The organism is Amycolatopsis sp. cmx-4-61, from assembly GCF_046548775.1.
Taxonomy (GTDB): domain Bacteria; phylum Actinomycetota; class Actinomycetes; order Mycobacteriales; family Pseudonocardiaceae; genus Amycolatopsis.
Map to the genome: position 1 here is coordinate 24,315 of NZ_JAEBEI010000007.1, position 18,053 is coordinate 42,367.

Below are 18,053 nucleotides of genomic sequence, written 5' to 3' on the forward strand. Positions count from 1 at the left end.
GATCGACACGGTCCTGGGATGGGTTCCCGGCTGCGTCAGAACAGGGTCGCCGGTTCGACCGGTTCCGGCTCGGGCAGCGCCTCGAGCCCCGGGACCGACGCCCGCACGTCGGCGTGGAACCGGCGGGCCAGCGCCGGTGCGTCGACGTTGTCGGGGGTGTGGACGAACACCGTCGGCGTCCGGCCCTCGCGCAGCCAGGCGGCGACCACCTCCGTCCACGGCTGCCAGCCCTCGGCCGTCTCCGCCGCCGAATCACGGCCCAGGTAGCGGACGATCGGCCGGTCGGTGAGGGCCCGGGTCCGCCGCGGCAGGCGCGGCTTCATCGTCCAGGTCTCCCGTTCCATCTCGGTGACCGGCGGGTGCCCGAAGAACACCGTGGTGTCGAACGGCACCCACTCGGCGTCCGCCGCGGCGAGCGCGCTCTCCAGCAGCGCCGTCGAGCCGGCGTCGGTGAAGAACTCCGGGTGGCGGACCTCCACCGCGCGCCGGAGCCCGGCCGGCAGGCGGCGCAGGAAGCGGCCCAGGCTGTCGACCTCCGACGGGCCGAACGAGCCGGGCAATTGGGTCCACAGGACCGCCCGCTCGCCGAGCGGTTCGATCGCGTCGAGGAACGCCCGCATCGGCCCCTCGACCCCGGTCAGCCGCCGCTCGTGCGTGACGACCTTGGGCAGCTTGAGCACGAACCGGAAATCCGGACCGGTCTGCTGGGCCCACACGGCGACCGTGTCCCGGGCGGGCGTCGCGTAGAAGGTGGTGTTGCCTTCGACCGCGTTGCACCAGCCGGCGTAGGCCCGCAGCCGCTCCTTGGCCGGCAGCGACGGCGGCGAGAACCGCCCGGGCCACGCCTTGTGCGTCCACATCGCGCAGCCGACGTGCAGCCGTGCCACCTCGGTCATGAGGGGAAAACTACTACGCGGCCGCCACCTCGGCGAACCAGTGGCGCTGCGCTGCCGGTGCTCGGCCATTTTGCCTTTCGCCACGCCACGCGCGCTTTTACCCGCGAAAGGCAGCACGACACGGCCGTGGGCCATTCGGCTTAATTCCCGGACATCCGCCCCACCCCGGCCGGAATTCGGTGGTTTCCTCGTACCGACTCGGCGAGGGGGCGAGAAAAACCGGATGAGCGACCCGATATCGGACAAAGCAGAAACCGCAGTGGCCCGCGTCGATCAACTGGTCGCGCAAGCGAAGGAGAAAGCGCAGCGCTACCGCGCGATGCAGCAGGCCATCGAGCAGGTTTCGGTGTCGGGCGCCAGCAAGGACGGCACCGCCACGGTCACCGTCGACTCCGCCGGCAACGTCACCGGCCTGCGGATCACCGACCGCGTCCGGGAGATGTCCGGCGATCAGGTCGCGAAGGCGGTGCTGTCGGCGCTGCGCACCGCCCAGTCGAAGCTGCCGGAGCGGCTCGGCGAGGTCATGGCGGACACGATCGCCGACGATCCGCGGACCCGCGACGTCATCCTCGGCAGCTACCGGGCGAAGTTCCCGGAACCGGAACCCGAGCCGGACCGAACGCCGCCGGCCGCCCGGATCGGCCGGCTCCCCGACGAGCCCGAAGCCACGCCGCCGCGCCCGCCGCGGCGCCCGGCCCCGCCCGACGATGACGACGAGGGCTTCGGCGGCCCGGTCATGATCCGCGAATAACCGGGACGGGAGGCGACCATGCCGGACGGGACGACGAACGGCGGCGGCTACCAGGTCCGCCCGGACGAACTGCTCACCCACGCGAAAGCGGTCGACCAGGTCGGGCAGACGCTGGGCCAGGCGCTCGCCGCGGCCGAGCAGGTCACCATGGGCGTGCAGGCGTACGGCCTGATCTGCGGCCCGCTCTTCGTGCCGATGGTGCTCGGCGTCAGCACGCCCGGGCTGCTCACCCTGGGGGCCGCGCAGCAGGCCATGGGCACGCTGTCGCAGTCGATCCGGCAGGCGGCGAAGACCTACGAGGACGCCGAACAAGCGCACTCGCAGCGGATCACCGGCCTCGGCAAGGACCTCGCGTGAGCAATCCGCTGATCGCCGGCAAACCGGACTCGACGACCTGGCACACCGGCATCAACGTCCTCGACGACGCGATCGGCGCCTACGACGGCATCAAGTCCGGTTCCTGGATCGAGGGCGGCATCGCCGCGCTCGGCACCGCGATGGACCTGCTGACCATCGCGATGAACCCGGTCGGCACGCTCATCTCCTACGGGCTCAACTGGCTGATCGAGCACGTCCAGCCGCTGCAGGACGCGCTGAACCAGCTGGCAGGCGACGCCGACCAGATCACCGCCTACTCGCAGACCTGGGCCAACATCGCGAAGGCCGTCGAACAAGCGGCGAAGGACCTCGGCGACAGCGTCCGGAAGGACACCGCCCACTGGACCGGCCGGGCCGCGGACGCCTACCGCGCGAACGTCAAGGACAAGATCGACCACCTCAACGCGGCCGCGACCTGCGCGAAGGGGATCAGCACCGTGGTGGAGGTCGTCGGGGTGATCACCGCCGCGGTGCGCGCGATGGTCCGCGACATGATCACCCAGGCGGTCGGCGACTTCATCCAGGACGCGCTGGAGGAGGTCTGCTCGCTCGGGCTCGGCACGCCGGTCGTGGTGGCGCAGGTCGTCGAGCAGGTGTCGGCGTGGATCGAAAAGATCGGCACACTGGTCAAGAAGCTGATCAACTCGGTCGAAAAGCTGCGGCCCCTGATGGCGAAGCTCGAGGAGATCTTCGCCGCGGTCAAGAAGGTGATGTCCGAAGTGCACGGACGTCCCGGCGAAGGCGGCACGCACGTCTCGTCGGCCGAGCCCGGCCACGCCGCCCCGCACGAACCCGGCGCCCCGCACGACGGCACCTCGCCGTCGTCCGCGCCGGAGCCGGACGGCGGCGTCCCCGACGGGACGCCGTCCGGCAACCACGGCGCCGAGCCGGGCGCGCCCGGCCGCGCCGATCCGGAGGCGGCCGGCGGGCAGAAGTCCGAGGGCACCGGCGGCTGCGACGGCAAGGGCGGCGACCCGGTCGACGCGGTGTCCGGCCAGATGATCACCGCGGGCACCGACGTCGAGCTGCCCGGGCTGCTGCCGCTGGTGCTGAACCGCGCGTACGCTTCCGGCTACGCCGAAGGCCGGTCCTTCGGCCCCGGCTGGGCGTCCACTGTGGACCAGCGGCTGGTGCTGACCGACGACTTCGTCCGGTACTACGGCATGGACGCGGAGGTCCTCAGCTACATCCACCCCGCCCGCGACGGCTCCCCGGTGCTGCCGAGCTTCGGCGCCCGCTGGCCGCTGAGCTGGGACGCCACCACCGAGACCTACCTGCTCGCCGACGCCGAATCCGGCTGGACCCGGCGGTTCGTCCCGCACCCCACCGCGGCGGGGGAATGGCAGCTCAGCTCGCTGGCGGACCGCAGCGGGCACCGCGTCGACTACCTGCGCGACGAAACCGGGCGTCCGCTCGCGGTCGCCCATTCCGGCGGCTACCGGGTCGGTATCGACACCGCCGACGGCGCGGGCGGCCTCCGCATCACCGGGTACCGCCTGCTCGGCGGCGGCGAACACGGCGAGGACGTGCCGATCGTGTCGTTCCGCTACGACCGGCGCGGCCGGCTCTCGGGCATCGTGAACTCGACCGGCGCGCCCTACCGGTACGACTACGACGACGCCGACCGGATCGTCGCCTGGACCGACCGCACCGGCTACCGCTACGAGTACGAATACGGCCCGGACGGACGCGTCGTCCGCGGCGCCGGCCTCGGCGGCCACCTCGACGCGACCTTCACCTACGACCTGGCCGGCCGCGTCACCGTCGTCACCGACAGCCTCGGGCAGCGCACCGGGTACCACTACGACGAGCACAACCACATCACCGCGGTGGTCGACCCGAACGGCTTCGCCGAACGCCCCGAGTTCGACCGGTTCCACCGGCTGCTGTCGTTCACGGACAAGAACGGCGCGGTCACCCGCTACGAACGCGACGGCAACGGCGACCCGACGCGGATCACCTACCCCGACGGCACCGCGCTCACCATCGAGTACGACCCGCGGTTCCGGCTGCCGGTCACCGTCACCCAGCCGAACGGCGCGGTCTGGCGGCACACCTACGACGACGCCGGCCGCATCGTGTCCACAGTGGACCCGATGGGCGCGGTCGTGACCAGCGAACTGGACGAGCGGGGCCACCTGGCCGCGACCGTCGAACCGGACGGCGCCCGCTGGACCTACACCAGCAACGACGCCGGCCGCCCGCTGTCGATCACCTCGCCGGACGGCGAAACCACCACCTTCCGGCTCGACGGCTTCGGCCGGGCGGTCGAAGCGACCGACCCGCGCGGCCGCACCACCCGGTACGGCTGGACCCGGGAAGGCGCGCTGGCCTGGCGAACCGCCGCCAACGGCGACCGCGAGGAACGGTTTTACGACCTCGAAGGCAGCCTGGTCCGCGCCCGCTCGGCCACCGGCGCCACCACGGTCTTCGAGCGCGGCCCGTTCGGCCTGCTCACCGGGCGCACCGGCCAGGACGGCATCCGGCACACCTTCACCCACGACACCGAACTGCGGCTCACGGGCGTCCGCAACCCGGCCGGGCAGACGTGGTCCTACCGCTACGACCCCGCCGGGAACCTGATCGGCGAGCAGGATTTCACCGGCCGCACGCTCGACTACCGCGTCGACGCGACGGGCGCGCTGATCTCGCGCACCGAGGCGGGCGGCTCGGTGACCGAACTGACCCGCGACGTCCGCGGCCGGGTGTCCCGGCGGACCTCCGGCGGCACGACCGTCGCCTACGACTACGACGCGGGCGGCCGGCTGCGCCGGGTCGTCGGCGACGCCGTCGAAGTGACCTACGAACGCGACCTGCTCGGCCGCCCGGTCGCCGAATCGGTCGACGGCCGGGTGGTGCGCAGCGAGTACGACCTGACCGGCCGCCGCGTCCGCCGGATCACCCCGTCCGGCGTCGAAGCGCGGTGGCACTACGACCGGCTGCGGCGGGAAACCGCGATGACCGGGACCGCCGGGACGGTCGCCTTCGAGTACCGGGACGGCCGGGAGGTGCTGCGCCGCCTCGGCGAACACGCGAGCCTGGCCCGGACGCACGACGAGCTGGGCCGCCTCACCGGTCTACGGCTCTTTGCCGCCGACGACCCGGATCGCGCGCTGCAGGAACGCAGTTTCCGGTACCGCGCCGACGGTCAGGTGCTCGCGATCGACGACCGGGTGCACGGCCCGCGCGTCTTCGCGCTCACCCCGGGCGGCCGGGTCACCGGCGTGCAAGCCGCCGGCTGGACCGAGCAGTACGCCTACGACGCGCTGGGGAACCTGGTCTCCGCGCAGCCGGGTCCCGCCACCGAGGACGGTTCGGACGTGGCCGGCCCGCGCGCGGTGGACGGCCTGCTGCTGCGCAGCGCCGGCCGGACTTCCTACTCCTACGACGCTTCCGGCCGCCTCGTCCGGGAAGTCCGCCGCAGCCTGTCCGGGCGGCGGCGGATCCGCGAGTACACCTGGGACGAGCGCGACCAGCTGATCGGCGTCACCACACCGGACGGCACCCGCTGGCGGTACCGCTACGACCCGTTCGGCCGCCGGATCGCCAAACAGCGCCTCGCCCCCGACGGCGGCGTTGCCGAAGAGACCACGTTCTCCTGGGACGGCACCGTGCTGGCCGAAGCCGCGCGCACCGTCGACGGCCGGACCACCGTCACGTCGTGGGACTACCGCGGCGGGTCGGCCGAACCGATCGCGCAGACCACCCGCTCCTGGCTCGCCGACGCTCCCGCCGCCGTGGTCGACACGCGGTTCCACGCCATCGTCGCCGACCTGATCGGCGCGCCGACCGAACTGGTCGACGCGGCCGGCCGGGTCGCCTGGTACCGGACGAGCGGCCTGTGGGGCAACACCATCGGCATGTCGACTTCGGACGGCACCACCTGCCCGCTGCGCTTCCCCGGCCAGTACCACGACGACGAAACCGGGCTGCACTACAACGTGCACCGCTACTACGACCCGCACACCGCGCGGTACCTGTCGCCGGACCCGATCGGGCTGGCCCCGTCCGCGAACCACTACACGTACGTCGCGAACCCGCTGGCCGTGGCCGACCCGCTGGGCCTGGCCGGCTACCAGGACCCGGCGACCGGCCGCTGGGCACGCAACCCGTCGCTGCCGCCCGCCGACCACGTCCACAACCGCGGCACCGAATACCCCGGCAACTACCGGCAGTCGACCCACGACGCGATGGCGACGAAGTGGACCCTGGAGGGCCGGGCCCTCGGCGACGTCCCGCGGGACGCGTCCGGCGCCCGTATCCCGCACGACCAGCTGAGCTGGGTCGACGCGCAGGGCCGCCCGGTCCCGTACTACGACGCGAACGGCAACCGGAACCTGACCTACGAACACGTCCCGCCGGTCGTGGAGCACTGGCGCGACGAGGGCCACAACATGACCGACGCGGAGCGGGCGGACTGGTACAACAACACCGACGACATGGAGGCCATGGGCCGGTCGCAGAACTCGTCCGAAGGGGCGCAGCTCACCGAGCGCTACGCGGACACGGAGCCAGGACCGCGGCATCCGTGTACCTTGCACTGACCAGGGCCGGATCGGGAGGCGGACAGTGGATCCACGCGAAACCTACGCGGCGATGCCCGGCGTCACCGCGCTCGGCGAGCTGCCCGACGCCTGGCACTGGGCGACCGCCCCCGGCTTCGACTCCAGCGCCGCCCTGTACGCCGACGGCCGGCGCGCGTTCCAGGCCTACGCACTGGATTCCTACGACGAAGGCCTGGCCGTCGCGCTGCTGTCCTTCGCCCGTTCGCACAGCACCGAACTGACCACCGACGCCCCGCTGGCCCTGGCCGAAGGCTTCGCCCACCCCGGATACGGTTTCGACGCGGTCGCGGCGGCCGCCCCGCCCCTGCACCGGTTGTACCCGGACGACACCGAGCTGAACGACGCCGTCCGGGCCGTCATCCCGGTCTACCGCTGCGAGGTGGCCGGCGACGAGAGCCTCCAGGACGCCGAGTACCGCTACAGCCGCGGCAGCGGCATCCGCGGCACCCGCTGGGACCGCCCGCCGTCCCCGTACCTGAAGTACCGCTACCGCGGCGCCACCGGTTCGGTGCAGGCCAAGCGCGGGTTCGCCGGGCTGAAGTCCATGGTGAGCACGGTGACCCGCGGCGAGGGCCGGGACGACCTGTTCGTCGAGTTCGAGAACTACCGGCACGAGGTCCGCACGATCACCTGGACCGAAACCTGGACCCTCACCGGGCCGGACGGCGACGCCACCCGGGTCAGCCTCGACGAACTGCGGGAAGCGGTCAAGGCGGCGCTGTACGGCCCGAACGCCGGGCACGCGGACTTCCCGGGCTGACGCGGGTCCCGCGGCTCGCCCGCCGGTACGCGACCGGCGGGCGGGCGGAGGTCACTCGCGACCAGGATGTAGTACTCGCGGCCGAGGCTCGACCGGCTGCCACCGGCGGTCCGGCTGTGGACCTCCAGGTCGTGGAACCCCGACGCGTCGGGCGTGAAGGTGAAGCTCGCCCTGCCGTCGGCGCCGGCCGGGACCACGATCGGGTTGTCGTAGTCCCAGTCGAGGTAGTAGACGTACTCGACGACGCCCGGCGAGCGGGGGGCCAGGGTGAAGACGCCGGCGACACCGGGGCCGCCACCGGCCCGGGAGTCCGGGTAGACGGTGCTCGCCACGAGGGGAGCGTCACTGGCCGTGTAGCTCGTGCCGGCGGTACCGGACCGCAGACCGGCACCGCTCGTGCTCCACACCTTGAGCTGGTGGTACCCGAGGTTCGCCGTGACGATGTCGGCGGTCGTGGTGCCGTCCGAAGCCGCGACGGTGGTCTCCGGCCCGTTGTCGATCCGGTAGGTGTAGGAGACGACATCGGTCATGCCGGGCGAGAACCGGAACTCGGCGGGCACGCCGACGCCGGTCTCCCGGGGCCCGTCGACCAGCGGCTCGGTCGACTGCACGTAGAAGTGGTGGACGTGCTGAGCCGACCGGTTGCCCGCGCCGTCGACGCTCGCCACGTAGAGGTCATCGGGGCCGTAAGCCTGCGGCGTGTAGGAAACCGTCGCCGACCCGCCGGGGTGGTCCGCCGCCACGAAGGTGGTCGCCGGATCGCTGTCCCCGTAATAGAACCCCACGACGGCGTCATCGCCGCCGGCGCCGAAGGTGAACGAGCCCGGCACGCCGGCACCGGGGTGCCACGCACCGTCATCGGGGTACTCGGCCGAAGTCACGGTGGGCTCGGCGACGAGGCCGGCGGCGCTCGCTGTGGCCGGCGCGGCGCCGAACGCCAGCAGCCCGACGGCCGCCCACCACAGTTCGGACAAGAGCCGGGTGGTGGCGGCGCGGCACCGCCGCCACCACCCCGGGCTCCGCGCTCAGCGGGTGAGCGCCACGCCGGTGAAGTCGACGGGGACGTCGAGCGCCACGTTGATGTAGTTGGTGAACACGTTCAGCGCGACGTGGGCCACCGTCTCGACGATCTCCTCCTGCGTCAACCCGGCGTCGCGGGCGGCCCGGACGTCGGAGTCGGCGATCTGGCCGCGCTTCTCGACGAGCGTGGTGGCGAGCGTCAGCACGGCGGCGGTGCGCGGGTCGTCGGATTCGCCGCTCTGCGCGTTGCTCAGCTCCTCGGCGGTGGCACCGGCCTTCTTGCCCAGGAGGGTGTGCGCGGACAGGCAGTAGTCACAGCGGTTCCGGTCCGCGACCGCCACCGCGATCAGTTCGCCGATCTTGCCGCCCAGCGTGCCCTGGCCGAGCGCGCCGAACTGGGCCCACATGCTCCGCAGGGCGGCGGGTGAGTTGGCGACGGCCTTGAACATGTTCGGCACCAGGCCGAAGGCGCCCTTGACCTGCGCGAGGGTTTCGGCGCGCTCGTCGGTGATCCGGTCGGGGTCGGTGAGCTCGATGCGGGACATGGTGGTTCTCCTCAGGGTGTTGTCGATGTGCGGGTTTTCGGGGCGCCGCAGCGGAGTGGCGCGGGTCGCGGCGGTCCGCTCGGCGGGGACACGCGCCGGCTCAGGACGTCACCACGCCCGGCCGGCGTAGGGCAATGACCACAGCGCGACCTGGAGGGTGACGGCCTTGGACCAGGCCTGGTGCATGGCGTCGACCTCCTCCTCGTCGTGTCCGCCCGCGGCGAGGAACGGGCGGATCGTCGCGGTGATCGGGTGGATGAACGCGATGATGTGGCGCAACGGGATGTGCGGCACCGAGTCGGCGTGGTCGGTCCGGTTCTTCTTCGGCTCGGTGTGCCGCAACGCGATCTCCTGCTGGTAGGCCAGCCAGCGCTCGTCATACGGGCGGGTGCACGTGTCGAGGATCCAGCGGCCGAACCGGGCGCGGACGCGGGCGAGGTGGCCGGCGATCGGCACGCCGTCCGGGGTGGCGAAGTAGGCCACGAGGTGCGGGTGCGAGCCGACGAACCCGTACCACACGTCGAGGACGGCGTCGATCTGTCCACTCAGGACTTCACCGGCGGTGCGCAACGCCGCCCGGTCGGCCGGTCCGAAGAGGACGCTCGCCAGCAGCCCGTCGAGGTCGGCGGGTGTGACGGGTGACGGCGCGAGATCGGAGTCGTCGTGGGTGTAGCCCGGCGGTGGTTGTCCGGGAGACGTCATGTCGCTTCCTCCGCGATCGAAGACCCGCCGCCGGGTGCGTCCCCGGCGAGGTGACCGCCAGTCTGCCACAAACTAGGTAGGAGTCCTAGCTTGTTTGGTCAGGGTGACCCACGTCTCACTTCGTCATGCACGTACGATCACCTTGGGAAGTCCTTCACCGGCGAGGCGGATCGCATGACTGACACCGACGGCACGGCCGGTCTCGACCGGCGGCTGGCCGATGCGCTCGAACGGCTCGGGCACGGCCTGCGGTCGCTCGCGCAGCGCACGGCGCGGGAGCACGGGCTGTCGCCGTTGCAGCAACAGGCGGTGCTGGCGCTGGCCCGGCACCCGCAGGCGCGCCACGAGGTGGGCGCGCTCGCCGCCGAGTTCGACGTGACCACGCCGACCATGTCCGACGCCGTGACGGCGTTGGAGCGCAAGGGAATCGTGTCGCGCTCCCCCGGCACGGACGGCCGCCGCCGGGTGCTGTCGCTCACCGAGGCCGGCGCGGCGGTCGCCCGTGGACTGTCCTCATGGGACGATCCGCTGACGGCCGCGCTCACCGGGATCCCTGAAGCCGACCGCGCGATCACCCTGCACACCCTGCTGAGGGTGATCGGCGATCTGCACCGGACCGGCGTGGTGAGCGTGACCCACATGTGCACGACGTGCCGGTTCTTCGGCCGCGACGAGTACCCGGACCCGGCCGTGCCGCACCACTGTCACCTGTTGCGCACCCCGTTGCCACTGGCCGAGCTGCGCACGGACTGCCCGGAGCACCAACCGGCCGACGCGCCGGCGCCGCGGCGGAAGCAGCGCAGCACCGCCCTGTGACGCCGGTCAGCGTTGCGCAACCGCGACGACGCCGGAATCGACACTGCACGCCCCGGGCACGATGTCCACCAATTGGCCGGCATTTGTCCAGTCCGTTCCCGCTCGGCCGACTTGTTCCGGCGGGCTTCACCGTGATGGCTGACGTATCGGTGCGCCAACGGCCGTACGCCGGGGCCATCGCAACAGAAACAGCTGGAGGGTGCTCACTCAACCGGGTAGCGAATCCCGAACAACCGCGCCACCCGGATGACTTGGGTTTCGGTGTCCACCCACAACTGCCAGCCTTGGTTGTGGCGGGCACCGGCACTTTTCGCCGTTCCGGAAATCGTCGAACTCTTCCGGCGGCGTGATCACCGAGTCGCATTGGGCCTGCCCAACCGTGCAGTAACCCCAAGGAGGTCAGGGTGACAACGCACTTATTCCCGAGATTCACCGATGGTCCGGACATCCCGCGCGTCCGGCGGGCGGGACGGCGGGCAGCCGTCGCGCTCCTGCTCGTCGCCGGGCTGTTCGCCGCGGTTCCGGCGACGACCGGGGAGGCCGTGGCGGCCACCTCGATCTGCCTCAACGGCAAGCTCGTCTTCGACCACGCCGACGCCGAGGGCGGCACGGCGAAACCCGTGGTGACGCTGCCCGCACGCGGCGCGGCCTGGGACCTGTGGGGCCGCACCGGCTCGACGGGTTCCAGCCAGTGGCTGACCGGCAGCACCACCTGGACGGACGACGGCCATTTCAACGCCTGCTACGACGCCGCGGCGCCGCTGCAGGACGTGTTCATCCGCTTCCGGTCGACCAGCTGGCTGTGGCAGGTCATCAAGAGCACGACCGACCAGTCGCAGTACTCCTTCGACACCACGCACATCGCTTCGCTCGGTGCCAGCCAGGACATCGGCACGGTGAAGGTACCCGCGGAGATGCAGCGCGCCTGGAGCATCATCGACACGGTGAACCAGCTGTGGTCGAAACGGGCGAACCCGTCGACCGAATGCTGGACGCGGCACCAGGTCTGGGGCGCGTGCGACATGCTCACCTACGTCTGGAGCCAGAACGCGGCCAGCGGCGGCTACTGGGACCCCGGCACCAAGTACGTGATCATGAACGGCAACCAGCCGGACTCCCGGCATTTCATCCTGCACGAGGCCGGTCACTGGTTCATGTGGCGCCTCTACAACCGCTCGTTCCCCGCAGTCACCAACTGCAACCCGCACTACATCACCAAAGCGAGTTCGACGTCGTGCGCCTGGACCGAGGGATTCGCCGACGCCGTCGCCGCCTATTCGATGGGCGACTACCGGTACGTCTACGACGACGGCAACGAAACGAGCATCGCGAACGACAAGAATTCGGCCGGCTGGGACCAGGGCGACACGGTCCAGGGCCGGGTCGGCGCCTCACTGCTCGATTTCTGGGCCGTCAACGGCCCGGACGGGGGTAATTGGAACCGCGACATCGACCTGATGTCCCGCCAATCGAGCCAGGATTTCAAGGACTACTTCACCGTCGCCCGCCCCAGCGCCGTCCCGGCGCTGAGCACGACCGGCACGGCGAAGACGATCATCGACGGCCACACCATCACGTACTGACCATCGGTGTTCACCCCGAGTCCGGGCGGCGCTTCCGGGGAAGCGCGCCCGGACACGGCGCGGCGTCGCCGGCCCGGCTCACCATCGGCGCGGCGAGCGCGGGTCGTGCCTCACCGGAGGGTCTTGAGCGCGCCGGCCCAGGATTCGAGCTGGTCGAACAGCACCGACGCGGCGTCGTCGTGCATCGGGGACGGCGTGAACTCGGCGAAGTTCTCGAAGTCGGTGAAGAGCGAGAACGACAACTGCTGACGCACGTGGGCGATCTGCAGCTCGCTGCAGATCGCCCGCAGGTGCTCGATGGCACGGGCGCCGCCGAGCGCGCCGTAGGAGACGAAGGCCGCGGCCTTGTTGTTCCACTCGGCGTAGAGGTAGTCGATGGCGTTCTTCAGCACACCCGAGGTGGAGTGGTTGTACTCGGGGGTGACGAAGACGAAGCCGTCGAATCCGGCGATCTTGGCCGACCAGGCCTTGGTGTGGTCGTTGGCGTAGACACCCCGGCTGGCGGACACCGCTTCGTCGAGGTGCGGCAGCGGGTGGTCGAGCAGGTCGATCAGCTCGTAGTCGGCTTCCGGGCGCTCCTTGGCCTTGGCCAGCACCCACCTCGCCACGGCTTCGCCCTTCCGGCCGGGACGGGTGCTGCCGAGGATGACGGCGATCTTCACGGGAAGTCCTCTCACTTGAATGTTCAAGTGAGACGCTAGCACGCTGACGTGAATTTTCAAGTCAGCTAGACTGGGTCGATGACGGAACCCGGGAAGCGCTGGCTCACCACCGACGAACTGTCGGCGTGGCGCGGCTTCATGCGGCTCGCCCAGCGCCTGCCGGCGTCGTTGGAAACGCAACTGCAGCGCGACGCGAGCCTGAGCTTCCTCGAGTACTACGTGCTCGCCCACCTGTCGGAGCAACCCGGGCGCCGGGCGCGGATGAGCGATCTGGCGGGCTTGGCGAACACTGAGCTGTCGCGGCTGTCCCACCTGATCAGCCGTCTGGAGAAGCGCGGCTTCGCCCGCCGGGAGACGGATCCGGACAACGGCCGGTACACGCAGGCGATCCTGACGGACGCGGGCTTCGCGCACCTGGAGTCCGTGGCACCCGGGCACGTCGAGCGGGTGCGGGACCTGTTCGCCGACGCACTGACCGTGGCGGAGCTGCGCACGCTGCGCCGGATCGCGGACAAGGTGCTGGCCCGCGTCGATGCCCCAGCCGAATGACGGAAGCCGCCCCAGGCGCTGCCACATGTCCTTGCGCGCCGCGTGGTCCGACACGAAGTCATCCGGCCGCGCCGCGTCCGGCGGGTCGCCCACGGCGATCAGCCGCGCCGACCGGCTGCGGCGCCAGGACAGGTAGTCGTTGGTCACCATCCGCCGGACGTAGCGGTCGGGGTGCTCGGCGTCGCTGACCCGCGACCACCGTCGATACGCCTTGACCAGCACGTCCTGCACGAGGTCAGCGGCCTCTTCCCGCTCCCCGGTCAGCATCGTCGCGTAACGCGGCAGCCGCGGCAGGTGCGCCCGGACGAAGTTCTCGTAGTCAGCCATCACCCTGAAGACTGCTGCCGCGCACGATCCGTGTACCGCCACGCAGAACTTTCTTACGAACCGCGGCCGACGCCCGCGGCGATTCCCGCCGGACGCCGACTTCACAGCTCAACGGCTGGTTCGGCGAGGTCGCCGGTCTGCACATCCCGCACCGGGTGCTCGGCCTCTCCACCCGGCCGGCCGTTACGTGCTGCCTGCTGATGGTCAACCGCGGGGACCACCCGAGCGGGTCACCTGCACGGCCGCAGGTGACCCGCTCGGGGCGTGGTCAGCGGATGCCGACGCTGGTGGTGTAGGCGTCCTGGTCGTTGGCGATCGACGCGTTCGGCGCGCCGGCCTGGCAGGTGCGCGGCGGGGTGCCGGGTGTTCCGGTGCCGGGGCAGAGGAACAGCTCCGGCGGGCGGGTGTCCGACCAGACCGGGTAGGCGGTGCGGGCGGTGACGGCGATCCCGGCGTAGTCACCGTAGAAGGTGCCGCTGAACTGGGTCGGCGGCGGCATGCTGCTCGACGTCGCCCGGGTGTGGGTGAACCCGGCCGACACCGTGATGTCGGAGAAGCCGGTGGTCTCGTCGGCGCCGTACTGGCGGTCGTAGTAGCTGACCGCGAAGGTGCCGTCCGGGCTGAACGCGGCGCCCTGCCAGAACTGGTCGGTCCTCGCCTGGCCGGGGGCGTTGGTGATCACCGGCAGCTGCCGGACGTCGGTGGTGCCACCGGCGAAGGAGGCACCGGCGTTCGTCGAGGCCGACAGCACGATGTCGTTGTTGCAGGTGCCGTTCTTCACGCCGGTGTAGGTGTTGATGCCCGTGGCGGGGTTGAACCCGGTCGGCGTGCAACCGGTGGTCTCGTTGGAGTTCCGGTTGATGTACGAGCCGTAGGTCACGAGGATCCGGCGCGGGTTGCGCGGGTCGACGCCGCCGATCGGGTAGTTGCTCGCGCGGAAGATCGAGTTCGCCGACGGGCCCTTCTCCGGGACGCACGCGCGGCCGGGGTCCTGTCCGTTCTGGTAGGTCGCGCAGTCGGGCAGCTCGTGGTAGTTGCCGACCAGCACCGGGGCCGAGAAGGTCTGGCCGCCGTCGGCCGAGCGGGCCAGCAGGACCTGGTTGTGGTTGTCCGCCGGACCCGCCACCGCGTTGTTGAAGTTGTTGAACACCACGTACAGCGCGCCGTCCGGGCCGACGAACGGCTGCGAGTCCTGGTTCTGGTTGCACCGGCCGCGCGGGGTCGGGAACCCGAGCGGGTTGGCGCACAGCGCGGTGTCGGAGCTGACCAGCACCGGCGCGGAGAACGTTTCGCCGTAGTCGGCGGAGTAGGCCTCGTAGATGTAGCCGGTTCCGTCGTCGGCGAAGGTCGTCCAGGACACGTACACGCGATCGCGGAACGGGCTGCGCGGGTTGTTGTCGACGGTCAGCAGTTGCTTGTCCAGCAGGAAGTTCCCGGCGCCGGCGGTGTCGTCGTGGGTGGCGACGGGACGGCCCGGGAAGTTCCAGGACGCGCCGTCGGTGCCGGTCGAGCGGAAGACCAGGAACGCGCTGGACTGGTCCGGGTTCGGCGAGACGGTGTTGCCGCGGTTGAACACCTGGCACGAGAGGTAGGCGTTGCCGCGGGAGTCCCAGGCCACCGACGTGTCGCCGCCGGACTGCCAGTACTCCCGGGGCACGCCGCCGAAGTCGGTGCCGCGGCTGAAGCCGTTCGGCGTGGTCGCGTCGGCCCACGTCCGGGCACCGTCGAGGGAATAGCTGACACCGCAGGTGCCGTCGCCGCGGCGGTAGTCGTTGTAGGTGGCGATGACGTGGCCGGGGTGGTTCGGGTCGGCGGCGGCCCAGGTCTCGTTCTGGGCCTGCGCGCGGCCCTGCAGATCGGGGTCGGTGAGGTTCAGACAGTTCTGGTTGACCTTGACGTTCGCGCCGAAGCGGTTCGCGCACGGCGCGGCGGCCGAGGGCGTGCCCCGGTTGGGAGCCAACGCTCTGGCGGCGTTCGCCGGGTCCTCGCCGTTGAGGACCGTGGACAGCAGCCCGGAGACGTGGCGCTGCTGCACGGGGTTGAGCCGGTGATAGCCGAACGGCTGCGCGGTGGCCGGGGCCCCGGCGAACACGCCGAACGCGGCGGTACTCAGAATCGTCACACTGATCGCGGAAATGGTGCGGGGACGCGACACAGGCGTACTCCCTTTGGTTGACCGGTTGTCCGGTGCGCGGCCAGCCACACGGAACTCGCCGTGCCTTGGCCGCCGCTCGGATCGTCGCCGGGCAAAGCCGAATCGTTACCGATGGGTCGACTGTCTATTGGGGACAAGGTAAGGGGACGGCCAACTCGTCGCCCGTTCGGCCGCCGTCGAATGTTCTGGATCGTTCGAGCCCTCGGCGTCGTTGAAATATTTGTCACGCGTCAGCAATTGCGCGAATTCGCCCATAAATGTCCATTCGGGATACTTGATCAGGGGGTCCTCCACATGGCGGATTTACCGCGGCGGATTCGGGTGGCTGGATCGACAGTCGTCATGGCCCGCAGCGGCGACCCCCGCTGCCCGCCTCACTGCCTCACCTCAACGTCAGAAGGTGAACGCGCCATGCCACTATCCGGAAAACTCGTCACCGCCACCCTGCTGCCTGCCGTCGTCGTCGGCGGGCTCCTGGTCTCCGCGACGTCCGCGTCCGCGAACGTCGCCGTGACCCAGGTCAGCTCCGATCCGTTCACCGACGCGCAAGCGCAGCACAGAACCGAGGTCGAACCCGACACGTTCGCGTTCGGCAACACGATCGTCTCGGCCTTCCAGGTCGGCCGCGTCTCCGGCGGTGGCTCCTCCGACATCGGCTTCGCCACCTCCACCGACGGCGGCGCGACCTGGACCTCCGGCTTCCTGCCCGGCACCACGGCCAACACCGGCGGACCCTGCGGCCAGATCAGCGACGCCGCCGTCGCCTTCGACGCCAAACACAACGTCTGGCTCATTTCCTCCCTCGGCGTCAACTGCCCCAGCGGCGAACCGGTGCTCACCAGCCGCTCCACCGACGGCGGCAAAACCTTCGGCAACCCCATCACGACCGCAACCGGTTCACTGGACAAGAACTGGATCGTCTGCGACAACACCGCGTCGAGCCCGTTCTACGGCAACTGCTACACCGAATACGACATCACCAGCTCCGGCGACGCCATCCGGATGAAGACCTCCAGCGACGGCGGCCTCACCTGGGGCCCGGCCCGCGCCACCGGCGACGGCGCCACCGGCCTCGGCGGCCAGCCCGTCGTCCGGCCGAACGGCACCGTCCTCGTGCCCTACCTCTCGCTCAACGACCAGATCCGCTCGTTCCGCTCCATCGATGGCGGCGCCGGCTGGCGTTCCACCGTCCTCGTCTCGAGCGTCAGCCACCACGACGCCGCCGGCGGCCTGCGGGAGGAAGCGTTGCCCAGCGCGGAAATCGACGGTGACGGCACCGCCTACGTCGCGTGGTCGGACTGCCGCTTCCGCGCCGGCTGTCCCGGCAACGACATCGTGCTGAGCAAGTCCACCAGCGAAACCACCTGGGGTGCCCCGACGCGGGTGCCGATCGACGCCACCACCAGCACCGTCGACCACTTCGTCCCCGGCATCGGCGTCGACCCGTCGACCTCCGGCGCCGGCGCCCGGATCGGCCTGACCTACTACTTCTACCCCACCGCCAACTGCACCGCCGCGACCTGCCAGCTCGACGTCGGGTTCATCTCGTCGGCCAACGGCGGCACCAGCTGGAGCACCCCCACCCAGGTGGCCGGGCCGATGAACCTGTCGTGGATTCCGAACACCTCCCAGGGGCGGATGTTCGGCGACTACATCTCCACGTCGGTCCGGGCCGGTGGCAATGCCTTCCCGGTCGTCCCGATCGCGTCGGCGCCGAGCGGCTCGACGTTCACCATGGGCATGTTCGCCCCGACCGGCGGCCTGCCGATCACCGGCGGCGCCCGCCGCACGGCCGAAGCTCCCGTATCGCCGGCCGGCACCGCGGAATCCGCGCTGACCGCTTTCTGACCGCAGTCCGCTGAGCAGGTCGCCGTTCGGCTGGTCGAGCACCACCGCGACCTGTGCTCGAGCGGGCCTCGCGCCGAAGACGAAGCCCGGCGGCAGTCCTCGCCGGCCAGCTGCTTGACCAGCGAGGACTGCCCCACCCACCGTCACCGGCGGGTGGCCTGCGATGGCAGGTTGTACCGACCCTTTACCCACCCCCGGGCCCGGCAAACGGACCAGTCCGGTGTGCGCAGCGGCGCAGGCCGTGCCGGCGGAAGCGGTCCGGCCACCATCAAGCACGGTCGAAGCCGGACGAGGATGTCCCGCGCCCGCGGCTGCGCAGACGCCGGAACAGTCCCGCTTCCGCTCAGCGGAGGTCTGAGGGGGGTCGACCTGCGAGCGGAAGCGGGAGAACGAGGCCGGTACGGGGGTCGCCTCGCGGCGAAAGGCACGACACGGCTCCAGCCGGACTGGTATTCCGTGAAGGCAAGGGGTGAGGCCCGGGGACACCGCCGTACCG

General features: G+C 70.9%; 13 protein-coding genes and 1 pseudogene. 8 read left to right on the forward strand and 6 right to left on the reverse strand.

Features of this window, described 5'->3' with window-relative positions; all coding sequences use genetic code 11:
* Positions 1-35: 35 nt before the first annotated feature.
* Complete coding sequence (locus ACLJOU_RS21030; RefSeq protein WP_410569683.1) at positions 36-860, reverse strand: DUF72 domain-containing protein; 825 nt, start codon at positions 858-860, stop codon at positions 36-38.
* Positions 861-1,119: 259 nt separating this feature from the next.
* On the opposite strand from ACLJOU_RS21030, the gene ACLJOU_RS21035 reads away from it, so the two are divergent.
* Genes ACLJOU_RS21035 through ACLJOU_RS21050 form a run of 4 tightly spaced genes read left to right on the forward strand, consistent with a single transcriptional unit; the run spans position 1,120 to position 7,350 of the window.
* Positions 1,120-1,647, forward strand: a complete 528-nt coding sequence (locus tag ACLJOU_RS21035) for a YbaB/EbfC family nucleoid-associated protein (protein ID WP_410569361.1) — start codon at positions 1,120-1,122, stop codon at positions 1,645-1,647.
* Between the two features lie 18 nt (positions 1,648-1,665).
* Positions 1,666-2,004: a type VII secretion target gene (locus ACLJOU_RS21040; RefSeq protein ID WP_410569362.1), complete on the forward strand. Its 339-nt coding sequence runs from the start codon at positions 1,666-1,668 to the stop codon at positions 2,002-2,004.
* A complete protein-coding gene (locus ACLJOU_RS21045; protein ID WP_410569363.1) occupies positions 2,001-6,569 on the forward strand; it encodes an RHS repeat-associated core domain-containing protein in 4,569 nt (1,522 codons plus the stop codon). Before ACLJOU_RS21040 ends, ACLJOU_RS21045 begins: the two co-directional genes overlap by 4 nt.
* Positions 6,570-6,594: 25 nt before the next feature.
* Positions 6,595-7,350, forward strand: coding sequence for a hypothetical protein (locus ACLJOU_RS21050; RefSeq protein ID WP_410569364.1), 756 nt, complete (start codon positions 6,595-6,597; stop codon positions 7,348-7,350).
* 1,025 nt (positions 7,351-8,375) lie between these two features.
* Here ACLJOU_RS21050 and ACLJOU_RS21055 read toward each other — a convergent pair.
* Positions 8,376-8,915 (reverse strand): carboxymuconolactone decarboxylase family protein, encoded by a 540-nt coding sequence (locus ACLJOU_RS21055; protein ID WP_410569365.1) that lies wholly within the window; start codon positions 8,913-8,915, stop codon positions 8,376-8,378.
* Positions 8,916-9,023: 108 nt separating this feature from the next.
* Positions 9,024-9,617 carry a protoglobin domain-containing protein gene (locus ACLJOU_RS21060; RefSeq protein ID WP_410569366.1) on the reverse strand — a complete coding sequence of 198 codons (594 nt, stop codon included), beginning with the start codon at positions 9,615-9,617 and terminating at the stop codon, positions 9,024-9,026.
* 174 nt (positions 9,618-9,791) lie between these two features.
* On the opposite strand from ACLJOU_RS21060, the gene ACLJOU_RS21065 reads away from it, so the two are divergent.
* Both ACLJOU_RS21065 and ACLJOU_RS21070 read left to right on the forward strand, forming a co-directional pair.
* On the forward strand, positions 9,792-10,433 hold the full coding sequence (locus tag ACLJOU_RS21065; RefSeq protein ID WP_410569367.1) for a MarR family winged helix-turn-helix transcriptional regulator: 642 nt from the start codon (positions 9,792-9,794) through the stop codon (positions 10,431-10,433).
* Positions 10,434-10,837: 404 nt separating this feature from the next.
* On the forward strand, positions 10,838-12,016 hold the full coding sequence (locus ACLJOU_RS21070) for a metalloprotease (protein ID WP_410569368.1): 1,179 nt from the start codon (positions 10,838-10,840) through the stop codon (positions 12,014-12,016).
* Positions 12,017-12,126: 110 nt separating this feature from the next.
* On the opposite strand, the gene ACLJOU_RS21075 is transcribed toward ACLJOU_RS21070, so the two are convergent.
* Entirely contained in the window at positions 12,127-12,678 is a 552-nt protein-coding gene (locus tag ACLJOU_RS21075; RefSeq protein WP_410569684.1) for an NADPH-dependent FMN reductase, read from the reverse strand.
* A 78-nt stretch (positions 12,679-12,756) separates the two neighbouring features.
* Here ACLJOU_RS21075 and ACLJOU_RS21080 point away from each other — a divergent pair, with 78 nt between their 5' ends.
* The gene (locus tag ACLJOU_RS21080) at positions 12,757-13,227 is read left to right on the forward strand and encodes a MarR family winged helix-turn-helix transcriptional regulator (RefSeq protein WP_410569685.1); all 471 of its coding nucleotides are present in this window, start codon (positions 12,757-12,759) and stop codon (positions 13,225-13,227) included.
* 120 nt (positions 13,228-13,347) lie between these two features.
* Here ACLJOU_RS21080 and ACLJOU_RS21085 read toward each other — a convergent pair.
* Positions 13,348-13,554: pseudogene (locus tag ACLJOU_RS21085) on the reverse strand (sigma factor); the annotation flags it as partial.
* A gap of 268 nt (positions 13,555-13,822) precedes the next feature.
* Positions 13,823-15,676, reverse strand: a complete 1,854-nt coding sequence (locus ACLJOU_RS21090) for a sialidase family protein (RefSeq protein ID WP_410569369.1) — start codon at positions 15,674-15,676, stop codon at positions 13,823-13,825.
* A gap of 213 nt (positions 15,677-15,889) precedes the next feature.
* Between ACLJOU_RS21090 and ACLJOU_RS21095 the strand changes: the two genes are divergently transcribed.
* Positions 15,890-17,557: a sialidase family protein gene (locus tag ACLJOU_RS21095; protein WP_410569370.1), complete on the forward strand. Its 1,668-nt coding sequence runs from the start codon at positions 15,890-15,892 to the stop codon at positions 17,555-17,557.
* The last annotated feature ends 496 nt before the right edge of the window (positions 17,558-18,053 follow it).

Excerpts from the sequence above, each read along its gene's own strand:
- ACLJOU_RS21035 (WP_410569361.1), top strand. The coding sequence starts at position 1,120 with ATGAGCGACCCGATATCGGACAAAGCAGAAACCGCAGTGGCCCGCGTC.
- ACLJOU_RS21040 (WP_410569362.1), top strand. The coding sequence starts at position 1,666 with ATGCCGGACGGGACGACGAACGGCGGCGGCTACCAGGTCCGCCCGGAC.
- ACLJOU_RS21055 (WP_410569365.1), bottom strand. The coding sequence starts at position 8,915 with ATGTCCCGCATCGAGCTCACCGACCCCGACCGGATCACCGACGAGCGC.
- ACLJOU_RS21030 (WP_410569683.1), bottom strand. The coding sequence starts at position 860 with ATGTGGACGCACAAGGCGTGGCCCGGGCGGTTCTCGCCGCCGTCGCTG.
- ACLJOU_RS21095 (WP_410569370.1), top strand. The coding sequence starts at position 15,890 with ATGTTCTGGATCGTTCGAGCCCTCGGCGTCGTTGAAATATTTGTCACG.
- ACLJOU_RS21060 (WP_410569366.1), bottom strand. The coding sequence starts at position 9,617 with ATGACGTCTCCCGGACAACCACCGCCGGGCTACACCCACGACGACTCC.
- ACLJOU_RS21065 (WP_410569367.1), top strand. The coding sequence starts at position 9,792 with ATGACTGACACCGACGGCACGGCCGGTCTCGACCGGCGGCTGGCCGAT.
- ACLJOU_RS21080 (WP_410569685.1), top strand. The coding sequence starts at position 12,757 with ATGACGGAACCCGGGAAGCGCTGGCTCACCACCGACGAACTGTCGGCG.